This window comes from Kribbella sp. NPDC004138, assembly GCF_053603655.1.
The window spans coordinates 66,666-87,767 of record NZ_JBSGFZ010000007.1 but is presented as its reverse complement, the minus strand read 5'-3'; the positions used below and the strand labels follow the sequence as shown (position 1 = coordinate 87,767).

Below are 21,102 nucleotides of genomic sequence, written 5' to 3'. Positions count from 1 at the left end.
CTCACCCGCCATCCTTCCGGAGAGCAACATCCGGTGGAGTGGAAGGCGGAGCATGTCCGACTGGTGGACCGAGCGCAAGCAGAACGAGCAGCTCTCCAACCTGGAGAGCGAGATGTCGTACGCGCGGCAGGAGACCTCGAGCCTGCGTTCCCAGTTGTCCCGGATCCAGGGCGGACTGCAGAACCGGGTGGACAGCCTGACGCGGGCCTTCGACGCCTTCGTCGAGCTGTCCGACCTCCGCCACGAGACGGCCGGCTTCGTCGACGCCGCCGAACTCCGCCGCTACGCCACGCGGGTCCTGTCCGCGATGGCGTCCAGCACCGAGCTCCCGGAGACCGGCAAGCCCGTCCCCCGGTACTGGTTGGGTCCCGCCACCGAAGCCCTGATCGGCCTGCACGCCGGGAAGCCCGCCGAGGAGGCCGTCAGTACGGCGATGGAGCTCGACCAGCGCCGTACGTCGATCTACCTGTCACTGGCGCTGGCGGTCCTCGGGCAGCGGCACCAGGTGCGCACCGAATGGCTGGACGTCGCGTTCGGCGCGCCGGCTGCCGACGGGAGCCTGACCAGGGTGCAGCGGGTGCTGTGGACGACAGCAGCGCGCGGCGGCTTCGGACCGGATGGCCTGGAGCTCGTCGTGAAGCGCCTGCAGTCGGCCGCGTCGCCCGACGGCGCCTGGCTGTCCCGGCTCGAGATGCGCGGCAGCTCGTCCCGCCCGCGCGGCCCGCGGCTGAAGGCGACCGAACCGCAGGACGAGGCCGGGGACCGGTTGAGCCGGATCCGGAACGCCGTCGAGACGATCGTCGGCAACACCGCGGCCCGTGAGCCCGACCCGGAGCTGAGCTACCCCGAGGAGCGCAAGACCGACCGCACCCCCGACGACGACGCGGCATCCCGTCGCGACGGCAAGTCCCGTCGCGGCGCCGACGCGGACGGCCAGCCCGACAAGGACAGCCCGGCGGCGATGCTGCGCCTGCTGATCTCCGAAGGCAGCGACCCCGAGCGCGAGACGCTGGCCCGGATCGCCGTACTGCGGGCACGGGTCACCGGTTCACCCGAGTCGGCGGCGATGGCGCTGGAGGATCCGGCCGGCACGGTCGACACGTTGCTCACCGAGGACCTCGGGCTGTCTGCCGACCCGCACCTGTCGGCGACCGCGCTGCGCGTCGTCGGGCCGTTGGCGCTGCCCGGGGTGGAGTCCTTGGCGAAGACCGCCGAACTCCCCGGGCCGACGCAGGTGTCCGTCGAGAGCGGCGGCCACACGATCACGATTCGCGCCGACGGTCCCGACCCGCTCGAACTGGGCAAGGCGACCTCGACGCTCACCGCGGCCGGCGGCGTCGTGACCACCGGGCAGCGCGCTGTCCCGATCGGTCTGCTCGCCGGCGGCGCCGTGGTGGCGATCGGGCTCGGCCTGCTGCTGCACTGGTTCTGGATCGTGGTCGGTCTGGTGGTGATGGCGTTCGGCCTCAACAGCTACCTGTCGCTGCGCCGAGCCGTCGCCAACGACCGGACACGGGCCGCGGGCGAGGTCAGCAACCTCAACGAGCGGTGCACCACGGCCGCTACCGCGCTCGCCGACTACCTCAAGAGCGCCGATACCCGGCACGCCGCGACCACCGAGGACCTGGCCGCCGTCCGCCGGGAGCTGACCACCTAGCGCTTCTGGTCAACGGATGCGCTGGGCGCTGGACGAGACGTGTGAAGGCCCGGCCCGGGATGATCCGGACCGGGCCTTCACGGGGCTTGCTCAGGCCTTGCGCTTGGTGACTTCCTCGGTGGCAGCCGGGAGGACCTTGTGGAGGTCGCCGACGACGCCGTAGTCGACCAGCTCGAAGATCGGGGCCTCGGGGTCCTTGTTGACCGCGACGATCGTCTTCGAGGTCTGCATACCGGCGCGGTGCTGGATCGCACCCGAGATGCCGGCCGCGACATACAGCTGCGGCGACACGGTCTTGCCGGTCTGGCCGACCTGGTAGGCGTGCGGGTACCACCCCGAGTCGACGGCCGCGCGGGACGCACCGACCGCGGCGCCGAGCGAGTCGGCGAACGACTCGACCGGGCCGAAGTCACCGCCGGTGCCACGACCACCGGACACGATGATCGCGGCCTCGGTCAGCTCCGGACGACCCGTCGCCTCGCGCGGCTTGGAGTCGGTGATCCGCGCCGTCTTCGCGGCGTCGGAGATCGTCACGTCGAACTCCTCCACCTCCGGCGACGACTCGGCCGCCTCCGGGGTCGCGGCGTTCGGCTTGACGGTGATGATCGGCGTGCCGTGCGTCACCTTCGCCTGGACGGTGAAGTTGCCCGCGAACACCGACTGCGTCGTCACCGGACCGCCGTCGCCGGACTGGACGTCGACCGCGTCGGTGATCAGCCCGGAGTCGAGCTTGACCGCGAGCCGGGCCGCGATCTCCTTGCCCTCGGCGCTCGACGAGATCAGGATCGCCGACGGCTCGATCTTGGCCGCGACCTGCTGCAGTGCCTCGGCCTTCGGCGCCACCAGGAACTGCGACAGCTCCGGGTTGCTCAGCGCGATCACCTTGGTCGCGCCGAACTGCCCCAGGGCCGGCAGCGCGCCGGAGACACCCTCGCCGATGAACACGGCGACCGGCTCGCCGAGGCGACGGGCGATCGTGAGGAGCTCGGCGGTCGTCTTGCGGACCGTGCCCGCGGTGTGGTCAACGAGAACCAGAACGTTCGACATTACTCAACCGCTCCTCAGAGGAACTTGTTCGTGGACAGGAACTCGACCAGCCCGGCAGCGCCGCTGCCGTCCTCGTCGGTGACGATCGTGCCGGCGGTGCGCGCCGGACGGGCGGTCACCTCGACCACCTCGGTCCACGCGCTCGAACCGCCCACCTGCTCGGGCGTCAGCTCGAGATCCGCCAGCGACCAGGTCTCGACCGGCTTCTTCTTCGCCGCCATGATCCCCTTGAACGAGGGGTACCGCGGCTCGTTGGCCTGGTCGGAAACGCTCAGCACCAGCGGCAGCGTGCCCTCGATGGTCTCGCTCGCGGTGTCGCCGTCGCGGCGGATCCGGACGGTCTGCCCGTCCACGGTCACCTCCGAGCCCAGCGTCACCGCCGGCAGCCCGAGCCGCTCCGACACCATCGCCGGGACGACGCCCATACCGCCGTCGGTCGACCCCATGCCGAACACGACCAGGTCGGCCTCCAGCTTGGCCAGCGCCTTGGACAGGATCAGCGACGTCGCGACCGCGTCCGACCCGTGGATCGCGTCGTCGAGCACGTGGACGCCCGCGTCCGCGCCCATCTGCAGACCCTTCTTCACCGCGTCCGCGGCCTGCTCCGGGCCGACCGTGAGAACGGTCACCTCGGCGTCGCCGGCCTCCTTGACAGTGAGTGCGGTCTCGACGGCATACTCGTCCAGCTCGGACAGCAGCCCGTCGACACCGGCCCGGTCCACCGTGTTGTCCTCCGAGCGGAAGCGGCGGTCCGCGGTGGCATCCGGCACGAACTTCGCGCAGACGACGATCTTCATAGCGTGTGGGACCCCTTCTGGTTAACGGTCTCTGCCAAGCCTGCCACGGATGTTACCCGCGAGAAACATAAGCTGCGTGCGAGTCCCATCACAGTCTCGCGCAGCACCGGCTGATACTCCGGCACCGTACTCAGGCACCTTAGTCTGACCCAAGGTGATCCGTGACTCACTGCGTAGGCCTGCTCCATGAAGGCGGCGAAGAATGCGAGCGTTCTGAAGGCCGACCCGCCTCGAACGAGTGCGACATCAAACTTGTCGTACGCCTGGTGCAAGATCTGGAGTCATGGACACAGCCACAAGTGCAGCGCGGTACACGTACCGTCTGCGCATCGGCTCGGCTGCCGAACGGCTGCTGCTGTCCGAGTGGGACCGTTGCCGCTGGGTATGGAACCAATGCGTCGCCGAGGCGAGAGCGGCGTACAGAAGCGGCACGAAGATCGGTCCTGCGGCACTGGACAAGAAGTGCACCATGTGGCGCGCCGAGCGCGCGTGGCTGCGGGCGGGCGCGTCGATCCCTCAGAAGCAAGTCATTCGCGACTTCGGGCTTGCGCGCGCCAAGGCGGTCAAGGACATCGCCGGCAAGCCCCCGGTGCGCAGGCGCGCCGGGATGCCGGGCTTCAAGAGAAAGAGTCTGGCGGCACCGACAGTGAACTACACACGAAAAGGTTTCCGTTTCAAGAACGGCAAGCGCAACCTGGCGGGAGACATCACCGTCAACGTGGTCTGGTCGCGCGGGTTGCCGGCAGAGCCATCGAGTGTCCGCATCTACCGGGACTCGCTGGGCCATTGGTACGCGTCGTTCGTCGTCCAGGCCGAGACGCAGCCGCTGCCGGCCACGGGCGCCGTCGTGGGGATAGATTGGGGCGTCAAGGACATCGCCACAACCACCAGCGACGGCCACGACCTGCCGCACCCTGGGTTCGGGAAGAAAGCGTCGGCAAGGCTGGCTGCTGCCGACAAAGCAGTATCGCGACGCCACAGGCCGAAGAACCAGTCGCAGAGCAACGGCTACAAGAAGGCGAAGAAGCGTCGTGCGAGATTGCTGAAGAAGGTCGCCCGGCAGCGACAGGACTACGCCCGCAAGTGGGCGAAGAGGGTCGTCCGCGACCACGATTCGCTGGCCGTGGAGGACTTCCGCCCGAAGTTCCTCGCCAGGTCCACGATGGCCAAGAAGGCCGCCGACGCCGCCATCGCAGCCACCAAGCAAGCCCTCATCGACATGGGCCGCAAGCACGGCAGAACCGTCCTGCTGGTACACCCCGCGCACACCACGATGGACTGCGGACACTGCGGAGCAAGAGCCAAGCACGCACTGCCGCTGAGTGAGCGCACCTACACCTGCATCGCGTGCGGGGCAGTCTCACCGAGAGACAAGAACTCCGCGCGCGTGATGCTCAACCGGGCAGGTCTGAACCCGGATGGTGCCGATCGCGGAAGACCCCTTCAGTCGCCGGCTGGAAAGGCAGCGTGAGCCATGAATCCCATGATCGCTACTGATGGTCGGAATCCACGCCCGTCAGATCGGGGAGCAGTCAACGAGACGTTACCGCTGACCGGTGAGAGGACCGCGCCCGGGATCTGGCACGAGAACTATTGGTTCGCGCGCCACGATGCCGCCTACCGCTGGATCACGGCCGAACTGCCGATCGGGACCGGGCGGTTCCTCGACGCCGGCTGCGGCGAGGGCTACGGCGCGGAGCTGCTCCGGCTGGCCGGGGCGAGCTCCGTGACCGGTCTCGACTATGAAGATACGACGTTGCGGCACGTCCGCCGGGTTTATCCACAGGTCAATGTCGCGCGCGGCAATCTCGTCCAGACGCCCTTCGCCGACAGCGCTTTCGGGACCGTGACCTCGTTGCAGACGATCGAGCACCTGTGGGAGCAGCCGCGGTTCGTCGCGGAGTGCGCGCGCATCCTCGTACCGGACGGGACGCTCGTCCTCAGTACGCCGAACCGGCTGACCTTCCCGAGCGGCAATTGGTACCACACGCGCGAACTGACGGCCGCCGAGTTCGCCGAGCTGCTCGAGCCGCACTTCGTCGTCACGCAGGCGCTCGGACTGCACCACGGCGAACGACTGACGTCCTGGGAAGCGCAGCACGGCTCCTGTGTCGACGCGCAGCTCGCCGCCGGGCACGACCAGTGGGACGACCAGCTGGCCGCGCTCGTGCGGAGTACGACGTACGCCGACTTCGAGATCCGCCCAGGAGACCTGGACGAATCTCTCGATCTGCTGCTCGTTGCGCGACCGAAGGGCTAGGCCGGGACGCTAGGGCCGGACGATCCGCTCGAGGAGCTTGCCGGCGATCAGGTAGACCAGCGCCGCGATCCCCCAGTTCACCAGCAGGGTGTTCTTCGCGGTCTCCAGCCGGAACAGGTCCTTGAACGGGCCAACCAGGTCGTGACCGCGCTCCAGGATCCAGCGCACGATCTCGTTGCTCTGGTTGGTCTGGTCGAGCGCGGTGAACAGCGCACCGAGCGCGAGGACCGCGGCCGCGAGCACCGCGGCCAGCCAGATCAGCGACGCGATCAGGTTGCGCAGCTTCCGGACGCCGGAGCCGACCGAGGTCAGCGCCTGCTTGCCCTTGCCGGACCCCGATCCCGACGAGCCGCCCTTGGCCGCCGGCGGTTTGTTGCCCGAGGCACCGGATGGTGGTGTCACCGGCTTGCCGGTCGCACCTGTCGCCGCACCAGAAGTCGCTGCGGGAGCGGGTTTCTCGTCCCCGGCCTCCTTCGCGACGCCTTCCGGCGCACCGGCTGCGGCATCCTCCGAGCCGGCCGCATCCGGCGTCGCGCCCTCGGCCGCCTTCTCCCGGGCCCGCTGCTCGGCCACGATCTCCGCGGCCGTCTTCGGCCGGGCGGTCTTCGTCGCGGTCGCCGCACCCGGACCGGTGCCGGTCGCCGCCGCGCCGGCGTCCGGCGTCGTACCGGCCTTGCCGGCTTCGGCAGCCGTCGCCTTCTCGTCCTGCGTACCCACGTCGTCCATCTCCTCAGCCGGGGTCCGTTCCTCGTCCGTGCTCACCGCAGCGGCCGGCGGTCTCCGGCGCCGGCTGACCGGGACCGGGCGCGGCGACAGCCTGCGGCGGGCACCCGCCACCGGCGCCACGGCCGTACTGCCGTCCGCACCGTCCATACGGTCGGTGCCATCCACTGCCTGTGCTTCCGGGTTCACGCTGGTGTTCACGCCCATGTCTGACTCGTTCGTTTCAAGCACTGGTTCCAACGTAGCGCCGCCGGGGGCTCCTGGCCCGGCCACGATCGGGACCGGATCGACCGCGCTGGTCCGCGCCTGCGTGATCGAGGTGTCGGCCGCGGCCTGGTCGAGCGGCGACCGGTCAGCCGGCTCGGCGGTCCGGTCGGCCACGCTACTTCTCCTCTCCGATGCCGATGCCGATACTCATCCGCTCGTGGGCGTCCGACCGGATGTGGGGGCCATAGTGCCCGACTGGTGAGTAACTTGAGAACCCCTCACGCTCTCTTTTTCACCTTCTGCTTCTACCTCATCACCACCCGCATCCTCCGGCGCCACGCTTCGCGGCGGCGCAGGAGGTGTCTCCGCGCACGGTTTCTCACGGGGTTTCTCACCGGGTTTCTCACTGGGCGTCACACCGGATCGCAGCAGCGCGGCGGTCCGGTCGTTCGCGTCGGCCAGGCCGGCCAGGTACTTGCGCCGCTCGACGTTGGCGGCGTACCGCTCGGTGCGGTCGCCGAGCACCTTGGCCGGTACGCCGGCCGCCACGGCGTACGCCGGAATGTTGCCACGGGCAACGCTGTTCGCGCCGATCACCACGCCGCGGCCGATGTCGGTACCGCGAGTGACCGTGACCTTCGTGGCCAGCCAGCAGTCCGGGCCGATCCGGACCGGCGACTTCACCAGCCCCTGGTCCTTGATCGGCAGGTCCAGATCCTCGGTCTTGTGGTCGAAGTCGCAGATGTACGTCCAGTCCGCGATCAGCGTCGACGCGCCGATCTCCACGTCCAGGTAGCAGTTCACCGTGACGTCGCGGGCGAACACGACCTTGTCGCCGATCCGCAGCGTCCCCTCGTGTGCGCGCAGCCGGGTCTCGTCGCCGAGGTGCACCCACTTGCCCAGCACGATCCGGCCGTGCCCGGGCCGCGCCACGATCTCCAGATGCTTGCCGAGGAACACGAAACCCTCGGTGATCACCTGCGGGTGGCGCAGCTTGAACCAGGCGAACCGCCAGTAGCGCTTCAGGTAGTACGGCGTCCACGCCCGATGGCGCACCACCCAGCGCAGATTCGCCACGGACAGCAACCGCATCGCAACACCCTACTGCTTGCTCGCCACTCCGGTGATGGAGACGTTGTAGTACAGCTCGTCCGGCACGACGGACGACAGCACCTTGTCGACCTTCGACAGCTGCAGCCACGACTTGTAGGCGAACATCCGCCAGCCGAACCCGAGCTTCTGCTCCGGTACGGCGGCCTCGAACGTCCGGATCGGCCAGCCCACCCAGGCCGCCAGCAACTCCTCGGTCACGGTCCGCACCTCGGCCGCCCCCGCCCGCGCCGCGGTCCGCGCGAGCGTGTCGGGGTCGAACGTGTGCAGATCCACGACCGCCTCCAGCGCGGCCGCGCGGGACGACTCGTCGAGCTCCTCCTGCGGCCGCCGCCAGTGCGCCAGCGCGGGCAGCTTGGTCACGTTGGTGGTCGCCCACCAGGTGAACCGGGACAGCCGCCGGGCCACGAAGTCGCCGTACCGGGTCGGCTCACCGCAGATCACGAACCGGCCGCCCGGCTTCAGCACCCGCAGCATCTCGCGGAACGCCAGCTCGACGTCCGGGATGTGGTGGATGACCGCGTGCCCGATGACCAGGTCGAACGTGTTGTCGTCGTACGGCAGCTTCTCGGCGTCGGCGACCTCGCCCTCGACCGCGAAGCCCAGCGTCTTCGCGTTCTTCTTCGCGGCCTCGACCATGCCCGGCGACAGGTCGGTGACGTGCGCCTCGTCGAGGACGCCCGCCAGCTTGAGGTTCAGCGTGAAGAAGCCGGTGCCGGCGCCGATCTCGAGCGTCTTGCCGTACGGCCAGCCGCGCGATCCGGCGACCGCGACGAAGCGGTCCCGGGCGTAGTCGACGCAGCGTTCGTCGTACGAGATCGACCACTTCTCGTCGTACGTCGACGCCTCCCAGTCGTGGTACAGCACCTGGGCGAGCTTGTTGTCGTTCCAGGCCGCCTCGACCTCTTCGGCAGTCGCGGCCGGCTTCTCGGTTGCAGACATCTACTTTCCCTTGAACTCGGCCTTGCCCGGGCCGTTCTCGACGAAGGACTTCATCCCGATCGTGCGGTCCTCGGTGGCGAACAGCGCGGCGAACTGGGTGCGCTCGATCTCCAGCCCGGTGGCCAGGTCGACGCCCAGACCGGAGTCGATCGCCTCCTTGGCCGCGCGCAGCGCCATCGCCGCGCCCTGGGAGAACTGCGAGGCCCACGCCACGGCAGCGTCGTACACCTCGGCAGCCGGCACCACCTTGTCGACCAGACCGATCTGGAGCGACTCGGCCGCATCCACGAACCGGCCGCTGTAGATCAGGTCCTTGGCCTTCGACGGGCCGACCAGGCGAGACAGCCGCTGGGTGCCGCCGGCGCCCGGGATGATGCCGAGCAGGATCTCCGGCTGGCCGAGCTTGGCGTCCTCCGCGGCGATCCGGTAGTCGGCGCAGAGCGCGAGCTCGCAGCCGCCGCCGAGCGCGTAGCCGGTGATCGCGGCGACGGTCGGCTTCGGGATCGCGGCGACCGCGGACAGCGAGGACTGCAGCGGACCGGAGCGCTTGGCCATGTCGGCGTACGACATGTCGGCCATTTCCTTGATGTCCGCGCCGGCCGCGAAGACCCGCTCGCCGCCGTAGATCACGACCGCCCGGACCTCGTCGTTCGCGGCCGCCTCGAGAGCGGCGGCCCGGATCTCCTCCTGGACCTGGACGTTCAGCGCGTTCATCTTCGGCCGGTCCAGCCGGATCGTCCCGACCCCGTCACTCACGGTCAGATTGACGAACTCGCCCATGCATCCGCTCCTTTGCCTGTGCGCCTACCCACGGGTCACATCCCCGGGAACGGTACCGGATGCGGACGCCCAGCACTCATCAAACCCCGCACAACCAGTCCGGACGGCCGCGCCTGAGCGTGGGCGACGGCCGTCCGGGCAGGTTGGTGAGTGTTACAGGTCCACCGCCTGGCCGGACGCCGCGGAGCGGCGGGCAGCGTCGACGATTTTCAGGGTGCGGAGGCCTACCGCGCCGTCCGGCTGGGGTACCACGGCCGGGGCCTGGCCGGGCTTCGCCGGGCCGGTGGTGCGGACGGCGTCCAGGAACGTGTCGAGCAGCGACGCGTCCAGGTTGCCGCCGATGCCGAGGAAGACCTCGCCGCCGGCGTCCGTGCCGCCGACGTGCGTCGCGAACGGCTCGATCTCGACGGACCCGTTCGTACCGGTCACCTGCAGCGTCACGCCGCCCCAGGTCGGGCCGTTGTCCGGAACGCTCCACGAGCAGTCGATGGTTGCCAGCAGCCCGTTGTCGTAGTTGATCGTCACCAGCCCGCCGGTCTCCACCTCCACACCCTTGTCCTGGTGCAGGATCCGGTTCGCCGCGGCGTACACGCGGGTCGCGGACGCGCCGCCGGTCAGGCCGTCGATCAGATCCGCGCAGTGCACGGTGTGGTCGACGAGCGCTCCGCCGCCGGCCAGCTTGGCGTCGGTGAACCACTGCCGGGCGGCGTACGGGATCTTCCCGTTGTTGGTGCCCAGTACGGCGAACACGTCACCGAGGCGGCCCGCCTCGACGTTCGCCCGCAGCTGCGCGTACGACGGCGCGAACCGGACCGGGTAGGCGATCATCAGGATCGTCCCGGCCGCCTCGCACGCCGCGAGCATCGCCTCGCCGTCGGCGACCTCGGTGGCCAGCGGCTTCTCGCACAGCACGTGCGCACCGACCGCGGCGGCCCGCTCGACCAGTTCACGGTGGCCGGCGTTCTCCGACGTCACCACCACCGCGTCCGGGCCCCAGGCGAACAGTTCGTCGTACGAGTCGACGTAGGGGATGCCGAACTGCGCGGCGAACTCCGCACCGCGCGGACCGGGGTCGGGCGCCGTGGCACCGTCCGGGTCGGCGGACAGCACGTCGATCTCGGGCAATGACGCCAGCAGGTGCGCGTACGAACCCGCGTGGACGTGCGCGAACGACGCGATCGCGACCTTCAAAGTCATGCCACTGCTCCCGTCGAGACGAACGTCTTCATGTCGATCGGCTGACCCGACTCCATCGAGGCGCGGGCCGCTTCGGCCAGGTACACCGCGGTCGCGCCGTCGGACGCCAGCACCCGCGGCTCCGCGCCGCCCCGCAGGCCGATCGCGAACTCACGCAGCTGCGTGAGATACGGGCTCTCCCCCAGCGACGACTCCGGGATCAGCAGATCGCCTGCGGTGGCGCCGTTCTGCAGCTCTTCCTTGTAGCCCGTGTCGCTGTCGGACTTGAACTTCAGTACGCCGCTCGAACCGGCGACCGAGAAGCCGGTCTGGAACGTCGTGCCGGTTGCTCCCCAGGTCGCACGGCAGTGGCTGACCGCTCCGGACTCGTGCGTCAGCGTGACGTGCGCCGCGACGTTCACGGGGCTGACCCCGTCCACGGTTGGCGGGTTCTGTACGGCGTACACGGTGGCGACCTCGCCGCACAGCCAGCGCGCCTGGTCGAGGTCGTGCACCATCAGGTCCATGATCACGCCGCCGGACCGGGCCACTTCGCGGTACCAGCCCGCACCGGCCGGCGAGGACGCCTGCCGGTAGAACCGCGCCACCGCGACCTCGCCGATCCGCCCGGCCTGGATCGCGTCGTACGCCGCCTTGTACGCCGGGAAGTACCGCACCACGTGCGCCGGGTACAGCCGGACGCCGGCCGCCGCGGCCGCGTCGATCACCTCGTGCGAGTCGGCCGCGGTCAGCGTCAGCGGCTTCTCGCAGATGACGTTCTTGCCGGCCTTGATCGCGGCCAGCGTGATCTCCTTGTGCGTCGCCGACGGCGTGACGATGTCGACGAACTCGGCCTCGGCCAGGACACCGTCCAGCGACGGCACGACCTCCAGCCCGAACTGCTCCGCCAGTTCCTCCGCGCCCTCCAGCGAATAGACCAGCACCCGGGCGCCGACGGCCTTCCAGGACGCGGCGTGGATACGCGAGATGTTGCCCGCGCCGATCAGACCGACAGTCAGACCGGCCAACTCTTCCGACATGTGTTCCCCTGGGGTGGGTAAATTAGTAACGGTCCTTGCCTATCACTGCGCACAGGCGTTCACAACTACCGTCTCACGAACACAACCACCTCACTATCGTGAACTGGCAGCGACCTGTGCAGAATGTCCCGGTGACAGAAGCGACCGCCGCCCCGGATGCTGCCGGCTTGTCCGCCGGCACCGCTCCGCGTCCCGGCGCAGTGGTCCAGACCGATGGCACCACGTTCACGCTGTGGGCCCCGGCGGCCGAGCGCGTCGAGCTCGCGCTGATCGCCGACGACGGCAGCCAGCGGAACCTGGATCTGACCCACACCGGCGAGTTCTGGACCGGGTTCGTCCCCGGCGTGGGCGCCGGCCAGCGGTACGGCTACCGCGTGCACGGCCCGTTCGATCCGTCGCACGGCCTGCGCTTCAACCCGTCGAAGCTGCTGCTCGACCCGTACGCGCGCGCGGTGGACGGAGCCCTGGACTACGCGAGCCCGGTGATCTACGACTCCTCCGACGCCGACTCGGCCGGGCACGTGCCGGTCGGCGTGGTCGTCGCGCCGTCGGATCCCCCGCCGCCGATCAGCAAGCCGGTGCACTGGGGCGAGACGGTCGTCTACGAGCTGCACACGAAGGGCTTCACGCAACTGCACCCCGACGTACCCGAGCACCAGCGCGGCACGTACGCCGGGCTCGCGCATCCGTCGGTGATCAGGTACCTGACCGAGCTCGGGGTGACGTCGGTCGAGCTGTTGCCGATCCACCACTTCCTGACCGAGCCCTCGATCGCGGCGCGCGGCCTGCCGAACTACTGGGGCTACAACACACTCGGCTTCTTCGCTCCGCACGCGCCGTACTCGTCGTCGGGTTCGCGCGGCGAGCAGGTGGCCGAGTTCAAGGCGATGGTGGCCGCGTTCCATGCCGCGGGCATCGAGGTCATCCTCGACGTGGTCTACAACCACACCGCCGAGGGCGGCTTCGACGGACCGACGCTGAGCTTCCGCGGGATCGACAACCGCGCCTACTACCGGCTCGCGCACGGCGCCGCGATGTACGACGTGACCGGGACCGGCAACTCGGTCGACACGTCGCACCCGCAGGTCCGGCGGCTGGTAATGGACTCGCTGCGGTACTGGGTCGAGGAGATGGGCGTCGACGGGTTCCGGTTCGACCTGGCCGTCACGCTGGTGCGCAACGAGCGGCATGAGGTCGACATCCCGGACCATCCGTTCCTCGCCGAGGTGGCCGCCGACCCGGTGCTGGGCCGGGTGAAGCTGATCGCCGAGCCGTGGGACGTCGGCCCGTTCGGCTACCAGGTCGGCAACTTCGGGCCGCCGTGGTCGGAGTGGAACGGCAAGTTCCGCGACAGCGTCCGCGACGTGTGGCGCAACACCTCCGACGGCGTGAAGGACCTCGCCTACCGGCTGTCCGGGTCCAGCGACCTGTACGGCGACGACGGCCGCTACCCGTACGCGTCGATCAACTTCGTCACCGCGCACGACGGGTTCACGCTGCGGGACCTGGTCAGCTACGACCACAAGCACAACGAGGCGAACCACGAGGACAACCGGGACGGTACCGACGACAACCGCTCCTGGAACTGCGGTGTCGAGGGCGAGACCGACGACGCCGGCGTGATCGCGTTGCGCAAGCAGCAGATGGCGAACCTGATGTCCACGCTGATCCTGTCGACCGGTGTCCCGATGATCACCGCCGGGGACGAGTGCGGGCGCACGCAGCACGGCAACAACAACGCCTATTGCCAGGACAGTTCGTTGTCCTGGTTCGACTGGTCGCTGCCGGCCGCGTGGTCCGATCACCTCGAGCTGACGAAGAAGCTGCTGGCACTGCGCGCCGCACACCCCGCGCTGCGGCAGTGGCACTACTTCTCGGGTCAGCCGGTGGTGTCGGGCGGCCGCAAGGACCTGTCGTGGATCGCACCGCACGGCGGCGAGATGACCGACGCGGACTGGTTCGACGGCAGCCTCCGGACGATCGGCATGTTCCTGCGGGGCGATGCGCTGCGGGCGACCGACGCCGAGGGCAACGCGCTGACCGACAGTTCGTTCCTGCTGGCTCTGAACGCGACACCGGAGACGCGCAACGTCGTCGTACCGGACGCATCGTGGGCGCCGGCTTACGAGGTCGTGCTGGACACCAGCAACAGCATGGTGACCGAGGTGGAGGCCGGCGCGACAGTGCCGCTCGCCCCGCGCTGTCTGGTGCTGCTGCGCGCGCTCTGAGCCGTCGAAGAGGTTGTTAACCTTCCGCCTGTACATTCGTCGGTCACCTGCCGTTCATGTGCTGGGGGGATCGATGACACCGATCGGGGCGCTGCATCGCGCGATCATGCGGTGGGGCGAGGCGGAGCGGACCAGCTCGCGGCTGGCGATCCAGCGCTGGGTGGACGGCGTGGCGCTCGTCGACGTCCAGGCGCGGACGTACGCCGAGTACTGGACGCAGCAGAACTCTCTGACGCTGGCCGGCGACGGGCCGCTCTGGGTCGTGCTCGGAGACTCGACCGCGCAAGGACTTGGCGCGTCCTCGCCGTTGCACGGGTACGTCGGCCAGGTGCTGAACGCCCTGCGCCGTAAGGGCACGCCGTGGCGAGTCCTGAACCTCTCACGGTCCGGTGCACAGACCCAACACGTGCTGGACGACCAGCTCCCGTTGCTGGACGGACTCACTCCGGCACTGGTCACTTGCGGCATCGGCAACAACGACATCCTGGCGACACCGCCGAAGCGCTTCCGCGATCGCCTGCGCCAGGTGATCGACCGCCTCCCCTCCTCCGCGGTCGTGATGGACCTGACAGTGCCGGACCGTCTCTGGCGGATCGGTGGAGCCGTGAGCCCTTACGTGTCCGGGATCAACCAGCACATCAGCACCACCGCCACGTCCCGCGGGCTGCCGGTCGCGGAGGTGTCGCGGTACGCGCGCCCGCCGTGGCGCGGCCTGCTCGCCCCCGACGCGTTCCACCCCAACAACCTCGGCTACCGCCGCCACGCCGACGCCCTTCTCGCCGCACTCCCGGCAGGCCTGCTCAACCTTCCAGCAACCGCTGCAGCCGGTCCAGCGTCTTGGCGCTCTCCTGTCGCACCCTGATCGGGACGATCGCGGCACGGCCCGGTACGCGAATGCCTCCGGTCAGCGCAACACGCGTGCCGCCTCCCGGTTCGGCGGCGACCGCCGTACCGATGATCAGGAAGCGGCTCTGCAGCCAGCACCAGCCCGGACGGAACTGACCTTCCAGCCGTGCGCGTTGTCCCCTGGCTCCCTTCGCCCGGACGACGACTCGGTCGCCGTCGCGCTCCAGCAGCGTCGCCGACTCCAGATCCGCATGGATCTCGGCGAAGACGTCGAGATCGGCGAGCATCGCCTTCACCCGGCCGGGCTCGTACGGGAGGACGCGTTCGGTGACCGCCGCACCCGGCACACCGGCGGCGAGTGCCCGGAACCGCTCGACGTCCGTGAGTTCCACCTGTGGCCAGTTCATGATCTCCACGCCTTCCGAAAGCTCGCCCGCGCGCGGTGCAGCCGGGACTTCGCCGTACCCGGCGGGACATCGAGCACGGCGGCCGCTGCCTGTTCGTCCAGTCCTTCGAGGTCTCGCAGCACCAGGACCGCCCGGTGCTCGGGCGACAGCCTTTCGAGTACGTCCTGTACGTCGATCGCGAGCTGCGGATCGTCCGCGGCAGGGACATCCGCGAGCTCGGCCGGCTGCTGCCGCTGCCCGCGCCGCGCGACCCGGACCGCCTCGCGGACTGCGATCGCACGCGCCCAGCCGAACAGCGCCGCAGGTTCCTGCAGGCTGTGGAGTCCCCGGAAGATCGCGATCAGCGCCTCCTGCGCCGCGTCCGGCCCGTCGGCCAGCGCGATCGGCCCGCAGATCTTCCCGACGTACGGCGTCAACGCGTCCAGGACGTCGTTCATCGCCACGCTGTCACCGCGCTGGGCCGCGCGGACCCTCGCCGCCTCGATCATTCGACGAAGGCGGCCAGCAGCCGTGACACCTGGCCGGGGCAGTCGCCGGTGAGCGCGTGACCGCAGCCGGGGAGGACGTACACGGTTGCGTTCGGCAACAGCTTCCCGAAGCGGGCGGCCTGCTCGACCGGCAGGATCGTGTCGTGGTCACCCCAGACCACGAGCGTCGGCTGCCGGGTCGACGGCAGTGCGCGTTCCGTGACGCTCCAGTCGAGACCGCGCTCGAGCGCGTACAGGGATCGCACGTTGTCACGATACGTTCCGGGGATCCACATCGCGTCGACGAGCTGCGGCGTGACCAGGTCCGGGTGCCGCTGCGCGTAAGCGAGGCCCCAGCCACCGCTCCACGAGTTGCCGGCAAGTGCGACGCTCTGGAGATGCAGGGCGTCGAGGAACTGACCTAGCGCCCCCGGCGCCAGCAGGACCACCGGTGAACCGTTGCCCCGCTGTAGGTAGTGCATGCGCGCCAGTGGAGTGTCCAGGTAGCGGGAGTCAGCCGACGCGCTTGGGTGGGGCTGCTCCGTCGGCTGGTACCCGTAGGCAACCAACGCGCCCACCAGTACGACAGCCACCGGGCCCGCGACGACAGCTACCTTCAGCCGCCGCATCCGTAGCATCTTCAAGTCTGCAAGACACAGGGCGATACACAGCGGCGTATAGAGCACCAGGTTGAGCCAGTAGAAGGCACGACCCGCGTCGCCCGCACCAGTGATCCACACCAGCCCAACAGCCGCGCGTGCCGCCAGCCCCGCCGCCAGTCCGCCTACCACGAGCCTGCTGAGGCTCCAGCGTGCACTGGTGAGTACTGCGCCCGCCAAGAACAGGTGCAGTGCTGCGAGAGGCAACACCACTGCCGGCGCGAAGCTGACCGGAGCGTTCAGAACCGCCAGCGACAGGCTCCGCTCATCGCCTGCCGGCCAAGTGGCTCCTGTCGCCCAGTAGACATGCAGCGCCGCGAGCGCGATGTGCACTCCGGCAACAATCCGTCGCATGACCCCTCCTCGTTGTTCGGACACCCAGAAGAGGAGGTCCTGCAGGCAGACGTTCCCCGGCGTGAGGCGGCTCACAGAAACACCTAGGCAATTACTACGGATCCGGATAATCTGGATCCGTGGAAAGTGATGAGTTGTTGCTGGTGTTGCTGCAGCGGGCCACGCATGTGACGTTGCAGGTGCTCGCGACGGAGCTGGCCGATCTGAAACTGACGGCTTCTGAGTTGAACGTGCTGGCGAATCTCGCTGACGACAAGCCGCGGACGGTCTCCGAGATCGGGGTGGCTGCGGGCGTCCGGCCGACGACGCTGACCGGCGTACTCGATCGGCTCTCGGACAAGGGCCTGCTGGCTCGGGCCGCGCACGCAGGTGACCGGCGGGCGGTGGAGATCTGGCTGACCCCGCGCGGGGCGCGGAGTGCGGCGCGGATCTCTGAGGCGTTCGCGGCGGTGGAGTCGCGGGCGTTGGACGGCGTACCGGAGTCTGCGGTCAAGCAGGCCCGGCGGGTGCTGAGTGCGTTGGCGGCGTCATGAGCGTCTTCGACGAGCTGATGGAAGAGGTGATGTCGACCGCCGCACGCTTCGGGCATCGAGAGCATGTGCGGTTGACGTGGCTCGCCGTACGGCGCTGTGGGACTGCTGGGGCGGTCGAGCTGATCAGTGACGGGATCCGTCGCACGGCGCGGTACGCCGGGGTGCCGCAGAAGTACAACGCGACCGTGAGCCGGGCCTGGGTCGAGCTGACGGCGTACCACATGGCTGAGGCGCCGGGTGATTTCGACGAGCTGGTACGGCGCAACCCCGGCCTGCTCGACAAGCGGCTGCTGACGCGGTTCTACAGTTCGCGCGCTCTGGCGTCGCCGGCCGCGCGGACCGGGTGGGTCGAGCCGGACGTCAAGGCGTTCCCCTTTACTCTGCCCCAGGGGCAGGGGGTGTGATGGTCGCGTGTTGACGATCAGCGAGTTCGGGCGGCGGGCGGGGCTTTCACACAAAGCCCTGCGGCTGTACGACGTGTCAGGGCTGCTGGCGCCGGCGCAGGTGGATCCGGCGAACGGGTACCGCCGGTACGACGAGAGTCAGCTCGAGCGGGCGCGGCGGATCAGTGTGCTGCGGCAGTTGGACATGCCGCTGACGACGATCGCCGAGGTTCTCGCGGGGACCGACGAAGAGGCGTTGATCCGGCTCGACCGGTGGTGGGCCGCCGAGGAGGCGACCACCGCGGCACGCCGGGCGACGCTGGGGTACCTGCGGGACCGGCTGACCCGGTCGGGTACGCCGGGGCTCGCGCCGCGGCCGGTGCTGACACGGGACGTGCCGGCGACCAAGGTCGCCTCGATCCGGGTCGACACCGATCAGCAGATGCTGGTCGGGAACCTCGTGACGTGCACCGACGAGATCATGTCGTACCTGCGTTCCTGCGGCGCGGCCGCGGACGTCGGTTCGTGGGTGATCTTCCACGGCGCCGTGACACCGGAGGCCGAGGCGACGGTCGAGATCTGCCTGCCGTTCGACGGCCTCGTGGACCCGTCCGGCCGGATCGGCATCCGTGTCGAGCCGGCGCACCGGGAGGCGTACTGCACGATCACGATGGACGAGTGCGCGTACCCGCGGATCATGCTCGCGTACGACCTCGTCTACGACTGGGCACGCGCGTCCAGCACCCCCGATGCGGGTCCGCCGCGCGAGATCTACCGCCCGGACTGCCACCTGCTCCCCCGTGACGAACCGGCCGTCGACATCGCACTGCCCATTCTGGAGAGGAACCTTTGATGGACTACGCGATGCAGACTCGCTTCAGCGATCCCGGCGTACACGCCGGACTGTTCGACGCGCTGCCGGACGACATCCCCGGGATCGCCGCGGTGGTTCGGAACCTGCTGATCCACTACCGCGCCGACGGGATCGAGTTCACCGGTGACCGGCTCGCCGAGATCGACAATCGCTGGGTATCGGCGATTCTCGCCACCGACCAGAAGCGCAACGGTACGGCGCTCGCGGTGCCGCGCGAACCGTTCGACCGGGTTGTCGGATGCTGCCGGGACTACACGCTGCTGTTCGTGTCGATCCTGCGGCACAAGGGCATCCCGGCCCGCAGCCGGGTCGGATTCGGCAACTACTTCGCCGAGGGCTTCGACCACGACCATGTGGTCGCGGAGTACTGGAACGGCGACCGCTGGGTGATGATCGACGCCGAGATGGACCCGGCCGACCCGCGGTTCACCTTCGACGTCGCGGACATGCCGGCCGGCCCGTTCCGGTCCGCGGCCGAGGTCTGGCGCGGCTACCGCGACGGCGTACTCGACGGCGACCTGTTCGGCGCCGACCCGAACCCGGACGCACCGCTGAAGTTGCACGGCGGCTGGTTCATCCGCACCTATGTGCACTACCAACTCGCCCACCTGAACGGCGACGAACTGCTGCTGTGGGACAACTGGGGCGGCATGTCCGACACCCTCGACGGCGCCGACCTCGACCTCACCGACCGGATCGCCGACCTGATGCTTGCCTCCGACAACGGAGACGACGCGGCCACCAAGGAGGTCAACGACCTCTACCGCACGAATCCAGCCCTGACCTTCACCGGCAGAGCCTTCGTCACCTCCCCGGCCAGCGGCGGCCAGTATGTCTGGAAGGACCTCGCGTAGCGCCGCTCTGCGGAACTTTTCTGCCACCAGGCGCGGGTTTGTTTCCGAAGACTCGCCCTGTTGGCGGTCGCGCGGTGCGACTCGCTCACGTACGGCGTTCCGCACCGCGTTCGTGGGCGATAGCCTGCTCGCCGGGGGAAGGAGGCCCGGATGCTGGAGCGACTGGCTGCGCCTCTTACAACGTTCGTGTCGGTCGGCGTGGTGGCGGCTGGGTTCGCGCTGCTCGGGTTCCGCGACCACGTCGGCACCGAGGACGGCGACTCGTTCAGCCTCGCCTGGACAGCCTGGAAGCTGTGCGGCGCGCTGGCGATCGCCGTCTTCCTAGCGGCGTTGCTGATCGGCTCGCGTCTCCTCGGCGAGCTGAGCCAATGGGGTTTGTCGAGCGTGAAAGATCGGAGGCGGACCTACCTCCTCATCGCCGTGGGGACGATGGCGCTACTGACTGTCCTCAAGGCGTTCGGGTACACGTTCTCGCCCGCCAGTCCGGTGAACGAGCTCGGGCCCCGAACGAACGCAGTCCTCTTCGCGGGACTGGCCGCCGCGACACCCTGGTTGGTCTTGGTGTGGCTCGGCCTCGATGCGGCGCGTGCGCTCGACGTCGTACAGCTAGCGAAGTTGCCGCACGACGGGCTCGAGAGCCTCCTGCAACTACGACGACTGCTCATCGGAAGCGCCGGAGCCTTCTCCGTCGGTGTGGTCGCGGCGCTGCTGACGTCCGGCGCCCTGCGCAACGCGATGCTGGCGTACGACCCGGACCGGACCGATTTTCCCGCGTCCAGCGTTCTGCTCTACGGCGCGGTCTTTGCGATCGTGCTGACGGTCCTCACGCTTCCGTTCGCCTCCGTCTGGCGGTCACGCGCCAGAGGCTTCGTCGACGAGGTCTTTGCGCTCCCGGCAGATGGGAAGATCACCGAGGCCTGGGTAGCCGACAGGGAACGACTCGAGCACCTGCTACGAATCGACGTCGGCCTGCTGCGCAGTCCGCTCACTGCGCTCAACGTGTTCGCACCGCTCGTCACCAGCCTGCTGGCGGCGTTCGTACCGCAGCTGGGCAGCAGCTGAGCGCTACTCAGGCAGGTCGACGAGCCGCCATCGAAGCCGGTTGTTGTCATCGATGTACGGCTCCCACGCCCGCGGCGGCGCCTTGGGGAAGTGAGTCGCGGCGTATCTCCGCGCATGGTCCTGCAAGGCGGCCCGGCCACTGGTCAGCGAGTCAGCCACGTCCGCGAACATCTCCGCGATGCTGAACCACTCCGGTCCGGAGTACCCGCCGCTCTCGTAGTCGAACGTGCCGACCGAGCCGTGCAGGTCGCCGTCGCGAAGGTCGACGATCAGGTGGCAGTCGGTACCGGCGTCACCGAACGGCAGGAAGGCATCGAGCCACTCGAACCCAGGTGTTCCCGCCAGCTGGGTCTCCGCAGGGCGCTCGGACTCACCGATGACCTGGGCACGGACACGGAGCATCATCTCCCGGTCGCGCAGCATCCCGTCGATCGACATCGGTACGTAGAGGAACGGAATCGGACGCCCGAAGTCCGCCATCCGGTCGAACCCGTTGTTGAGGTTCAGCCAAGCGACGAGGCCGCTGGGCAGACGGCGGCCCATCGTCGCCCTCAGCGAGGAGATCTCCGCCAGAGTCGCAGGCGGCTGCAGATGGGCGCCGGCCTGCGGCAGGTGTTCTGCCAGCCAGCCGAGAATGCGCTGCCAGGAGGTCGCAACAGAAGGTTCCACAACTTCCGGACTATGCCAGGCAACCGG

Annotated in this window: 22 protein-coding genes; 10 read left to right on the top strand and 12 right to left on the bottom strand. The window is 69.1% G+C overall.

All coding sequences use genetic code 11. The features are described 5' to 3' along the window. Positions 1-52: 52 nt before the first annotated feature. Positions 53-1,657, top strand: coding sequence for a hypothetical protein (locus ACWEOO_RS11620; protein ID WP_452142893.1), 1,605 nt, complete (start codon positions 53-55; stop codon positions 1,655-1,657). 90 nt (positions 1,658-1,747) lie between these two features. On the opposite strand, the gene ACWEOO_RS11615 is transcribed toward ACWEOO_RS11620, so the two are convergent. Together ACWEOO_RS11615 and ACWEOO_RS11610 are read right to left on the bottom strand one after the other, a co-directional pair. Further along, positions 1,748-2,704 (bottom strand): electron transfer flavoprotein subunit alpha/FixB family protein, encoded by a 957-nt coding sequence (locus tag ACWEOO_RS11615; RefSeq protein WP_452142892.1) that lies wholly within the window; start codon positions 2,702-2,704, stop codon positions 1,748-1,750. Between the two features lie 14 nt (positions 2,705-2,718). Further along, positions 2,719-3,501 carry an electron transfer flavoprotein subunit beta/FixA family protein gene (locus tag ACWEOO_RS11610; RefSeq protein ID WP_363714994.1) on the bottom strand — a complete coding sequence of 261 codons (783 nt, stop codon included), beginning with the start codon at positions 3,499-3,501 and terminating at the stop codon, positions 2,719-2,721. Positions 3,502-3,784: 283 nt separating this feature from the next. Between ACWEOO_RS11610 and ACWEOO_RS11605 the strand changes: the two genes are divergently transcribed. Further along, positions 3,785-4,972 (top strand): RNA-guided endonuclease InsQ/TnpB family protein, encoded by a 1,188-nt coding sequence (locus ACWEOO_RS11605; protein WP_452142891.1) that lies wholly within the window; start codon positions 3,785-3,787, stop codon positions 4,970-4,972. Positions 4,973-4,975: 3 nt separating this feature from the next. Continuing rightward, positions 4,976-5,761: a class I SAM-dependent methyltransferase gene (locus tag ACWEOO_RS11600; RefSeq protein WP_452142890.1), complete on the top strand. Its 786-nt coding sequence runs from the start codon at positions 4,976-4,978 to the stop codon at positions 5,759-5,761. A gap of 9 nt (positions 5,762-5,770) precedes the next feature. Here ACWEOO_RS11600 and ACWEOO_RS11595 read toward each other — a convergent pair whose 3' ends face one another. From ACWEOO_RS11595 to ACWEOO_RS11570, 6 genes are all read right to left on the bottom strand, one after another. After that, on the bottom strand, positions 5,771-6,865 hold the full coding sequence (locus ACWEOO_RS11595; RefSeq protein WP_452142889.1) for a hypothetical protein: 1,095 nt from the start codon (positions 6,863-6,865) through the stop codon (positions 5,771-5,773). A gap of 33 nt (positions 6,866-6,898) precedes the next feature. Beyond that, positions 6,899-7,783, bottom strand: coding sequence for an acyltransferase (locus ACWEOO_RS11590; RefSeq protein WP_452142888.1), 885 nt, complete (start codon positions 7,781-7,783; stop codon positions 6,899-6,901). Between the two features lie 9 nt (positions 7,784-7,792). Further along, entirely contained in the window at positions 7,793-8,743 is a 951-nt protein-coding gene (locus ACWEOO_RS11585) for a class I SAM-dependent methyltransferase (RefSeq protein WP_452142887.1), read from the bottom strand. Beyond that, on the bottom strand, positions 8,744-9,523 hold the full coding sequence (locus ACWEOO_RS11580; RefSeq protein ID WP_452142886.1) for an enoyl-CoA hydratase/isomerase family protein: 780 nt from the start codon (positions 9,521-9,523) through the stop codon (positions 8,744-8,746). 153 nt (positions 9,524-9,676) lie between these two features. Then, positions 9,677-10,720: a Gfo/Idh/MocA family protein gene (locus ACWEOO_RS11575; RefSeq protein WP_452142885.1), complete on the bottom strand. Its 1,044-nt coding sequence runs from the start codon at positions 10,718-10,720 to the stop codon at positions 9,677-9,679. Beyond that, positions 10,717-11,739 (bottom strand): Gfo/Idh/MocA family protein, encoded by a 1,023-nt coding sequence (locus ACWEOO_RS11570; RefSeq protein ID WP_359930323.1) that lies wholly within the window; start codon positions 11,737-11,739, stop codon positions 10,717-10,719. Before ACWEOO_RS11570 ends, ACWEOO_RS11575 begins: the two co-directional genes overlap by 4 nt. Before the next feature lie 167 nt (positions 11,740-11,906). Here ACWEOO_RS11570 and glgX point away from each other — a divergent pair, with 167 nt between their 5' ends. Together glgX and ACWEOO_RS11560 are read left to right on the top strand one after the other, a co-directional pair. Next, complete coding sequence (gene glgX, locus ACWEOO_RS11565; RefSeq protein WP_452143084.1) at positions 11,907-13,967, top strand: glycogen debranching protein GlgX; 2,061 nt, start codon at positions 11,907-11,909, stop codon at positions 13,965-13,967. A 73-nt stretch (positions 13,968-14,040) separates the two neighbouring features. Next, positions 14,041-14,829, top strand: a complete 789-nt coding sequence (locus ACWEOO_RS11560; protein WP_452142884.1) for an SGNH/GDSL hydrolase family protein — start codon at positions 14,041-14,043, stop codon at positions 14,827-14,829. On the opposite strand, the gene ACWEOO_RS11555 is transcribed toward ACWEOO_RS11560, so the two are convergent. From ACWEOO_RS11555 to ACWEOO_RS11545, 3 genes are read right to left on the bottom strand one after another with little or no spacing between them, the layout of a single operon-like run. Then, entirely contained in the window at positions 14,768-15,220 is a 453-nt protein-coding gene (locus ACWEOO_RS11555) for a hypothetical protein (protein WP_452142883.1), read from the bottom strand. The genes ACWEOO_RS11560 and ACWEOO_RS11555 overlap by 62 nt on opposite strands. Beyond that, complete coding sequence (locus ACWEOO_RS11550) at positions 15,217-15,708, bottom strand: RNA polymerase sigma factor (RefSeq protein WP_363715016.1); 492 nt, start codon at positions 15,706-15,708, stop codon at positions 15,217-15,219. The genes ACWEOO_RS11555 and ACWEOO_RS11550 overlap by 4 nt, the downstream gene beginning before the upstream one ends. After that, positions 15,705-16,700 carry an alpha/beta fold hydrolase gene (locus tag ACWEOO_RS11545; protein ID WP_452142882.1) on the bottom strand — a complete coding sequence of 332 codons (996 nt, stop codon included), beginning with the start codon at positions 16,698-16,700 and terminating at the stop codon, positions 15,705-15,707. The genes ACWEOO_RS11550 and ACWEOO_RS11545 overlap by 4 nt, the downstream gene beginning before the upstream one ends. Before the next feature lie 119 nt (positions 16,701-16,819). Here ACWEOO_RS11545 and ACWEOO_RS11540 point away from each other — a divergent pair, with 119 nt between their 5' ends. From ACWEOO_RS11540 to ACWEOO_RS11520, 5 genes are all read left to right on the top strand, one after another. Then, the gene (locus ACWEOO_RS11540) at positions 16,820-17,233 is read left to right on the top strand and encodes a MarR family winged helix-turn-helix transcriptional regulator (RefSeq protein WP_363715020.1); all 414 of its coding nucleotides are present in this window, start codon (positions 16,820-16,822) and stop codon (positions 17,231-17,233) included. Next, complete coding sequence (locus ACWEOO_RS11535; protein WP_452142881.1) at positions 17,230-17,637, top strand: hypothetical protein; 408 nt, start codon at positions 17,230-17,232, stop codon at positions 17,635-17,637. Before ACWEOO_RS11540 ends, ACWEOO_RS11535 begins: the two co-directional genes overlap by 4 nt. Positions 17,638-17,644: 7 nt before the next feature. After that, entirely contained in the window at positions 17,645-18,469 is an 825-nt protein-coding gene (locus ACWEOO_RS11530; protein ID WP_452142880.1) for a MerR family transcriptional regulator, read from the top strand. Next, positions 18,469-19,344: a transglutaminase domain-containing protein gene (locus ACWEOO_RS11525; protein WP_452142879.1), complete on the top strand. Its 876-nt coding sequence runs from the start codon at positions 18,469-18,471 to the stop codon at positions 19,342-19,344. The genes ACWEOO_RS11530 and ACWEOO_RS11525 overlap by 1 nt, the downstream gene beginning before the upstream one ends. Before the next feature lie 150 nt (positions 19,345-19,494). Next, entirely contained in the window at positions 19,495-20,406 is a 912-nt protein-coding gene (locus ACWEOO_RS11520; RefSeq protein WP_452142878.1) for a hypothetical protein, read from the top strand. Between the two features lie 3 nt (positions 20,407-20,409). Here the strand turns inward: ACWEOO_RS11520 and ACWEOO_RS11515 are convergent, their stop codons facing one another. Then, entirely contained in the window at positions 20,410-21,075 is a 666-nt protein-coding gene (locus tag ACWEOO_RS11515) for an SMI1/KNR4 family protein (protein WP_452142877.1), read from the bottom strand. Positions 21,076-21,102 lie beyond the last annotated feature (27 nt).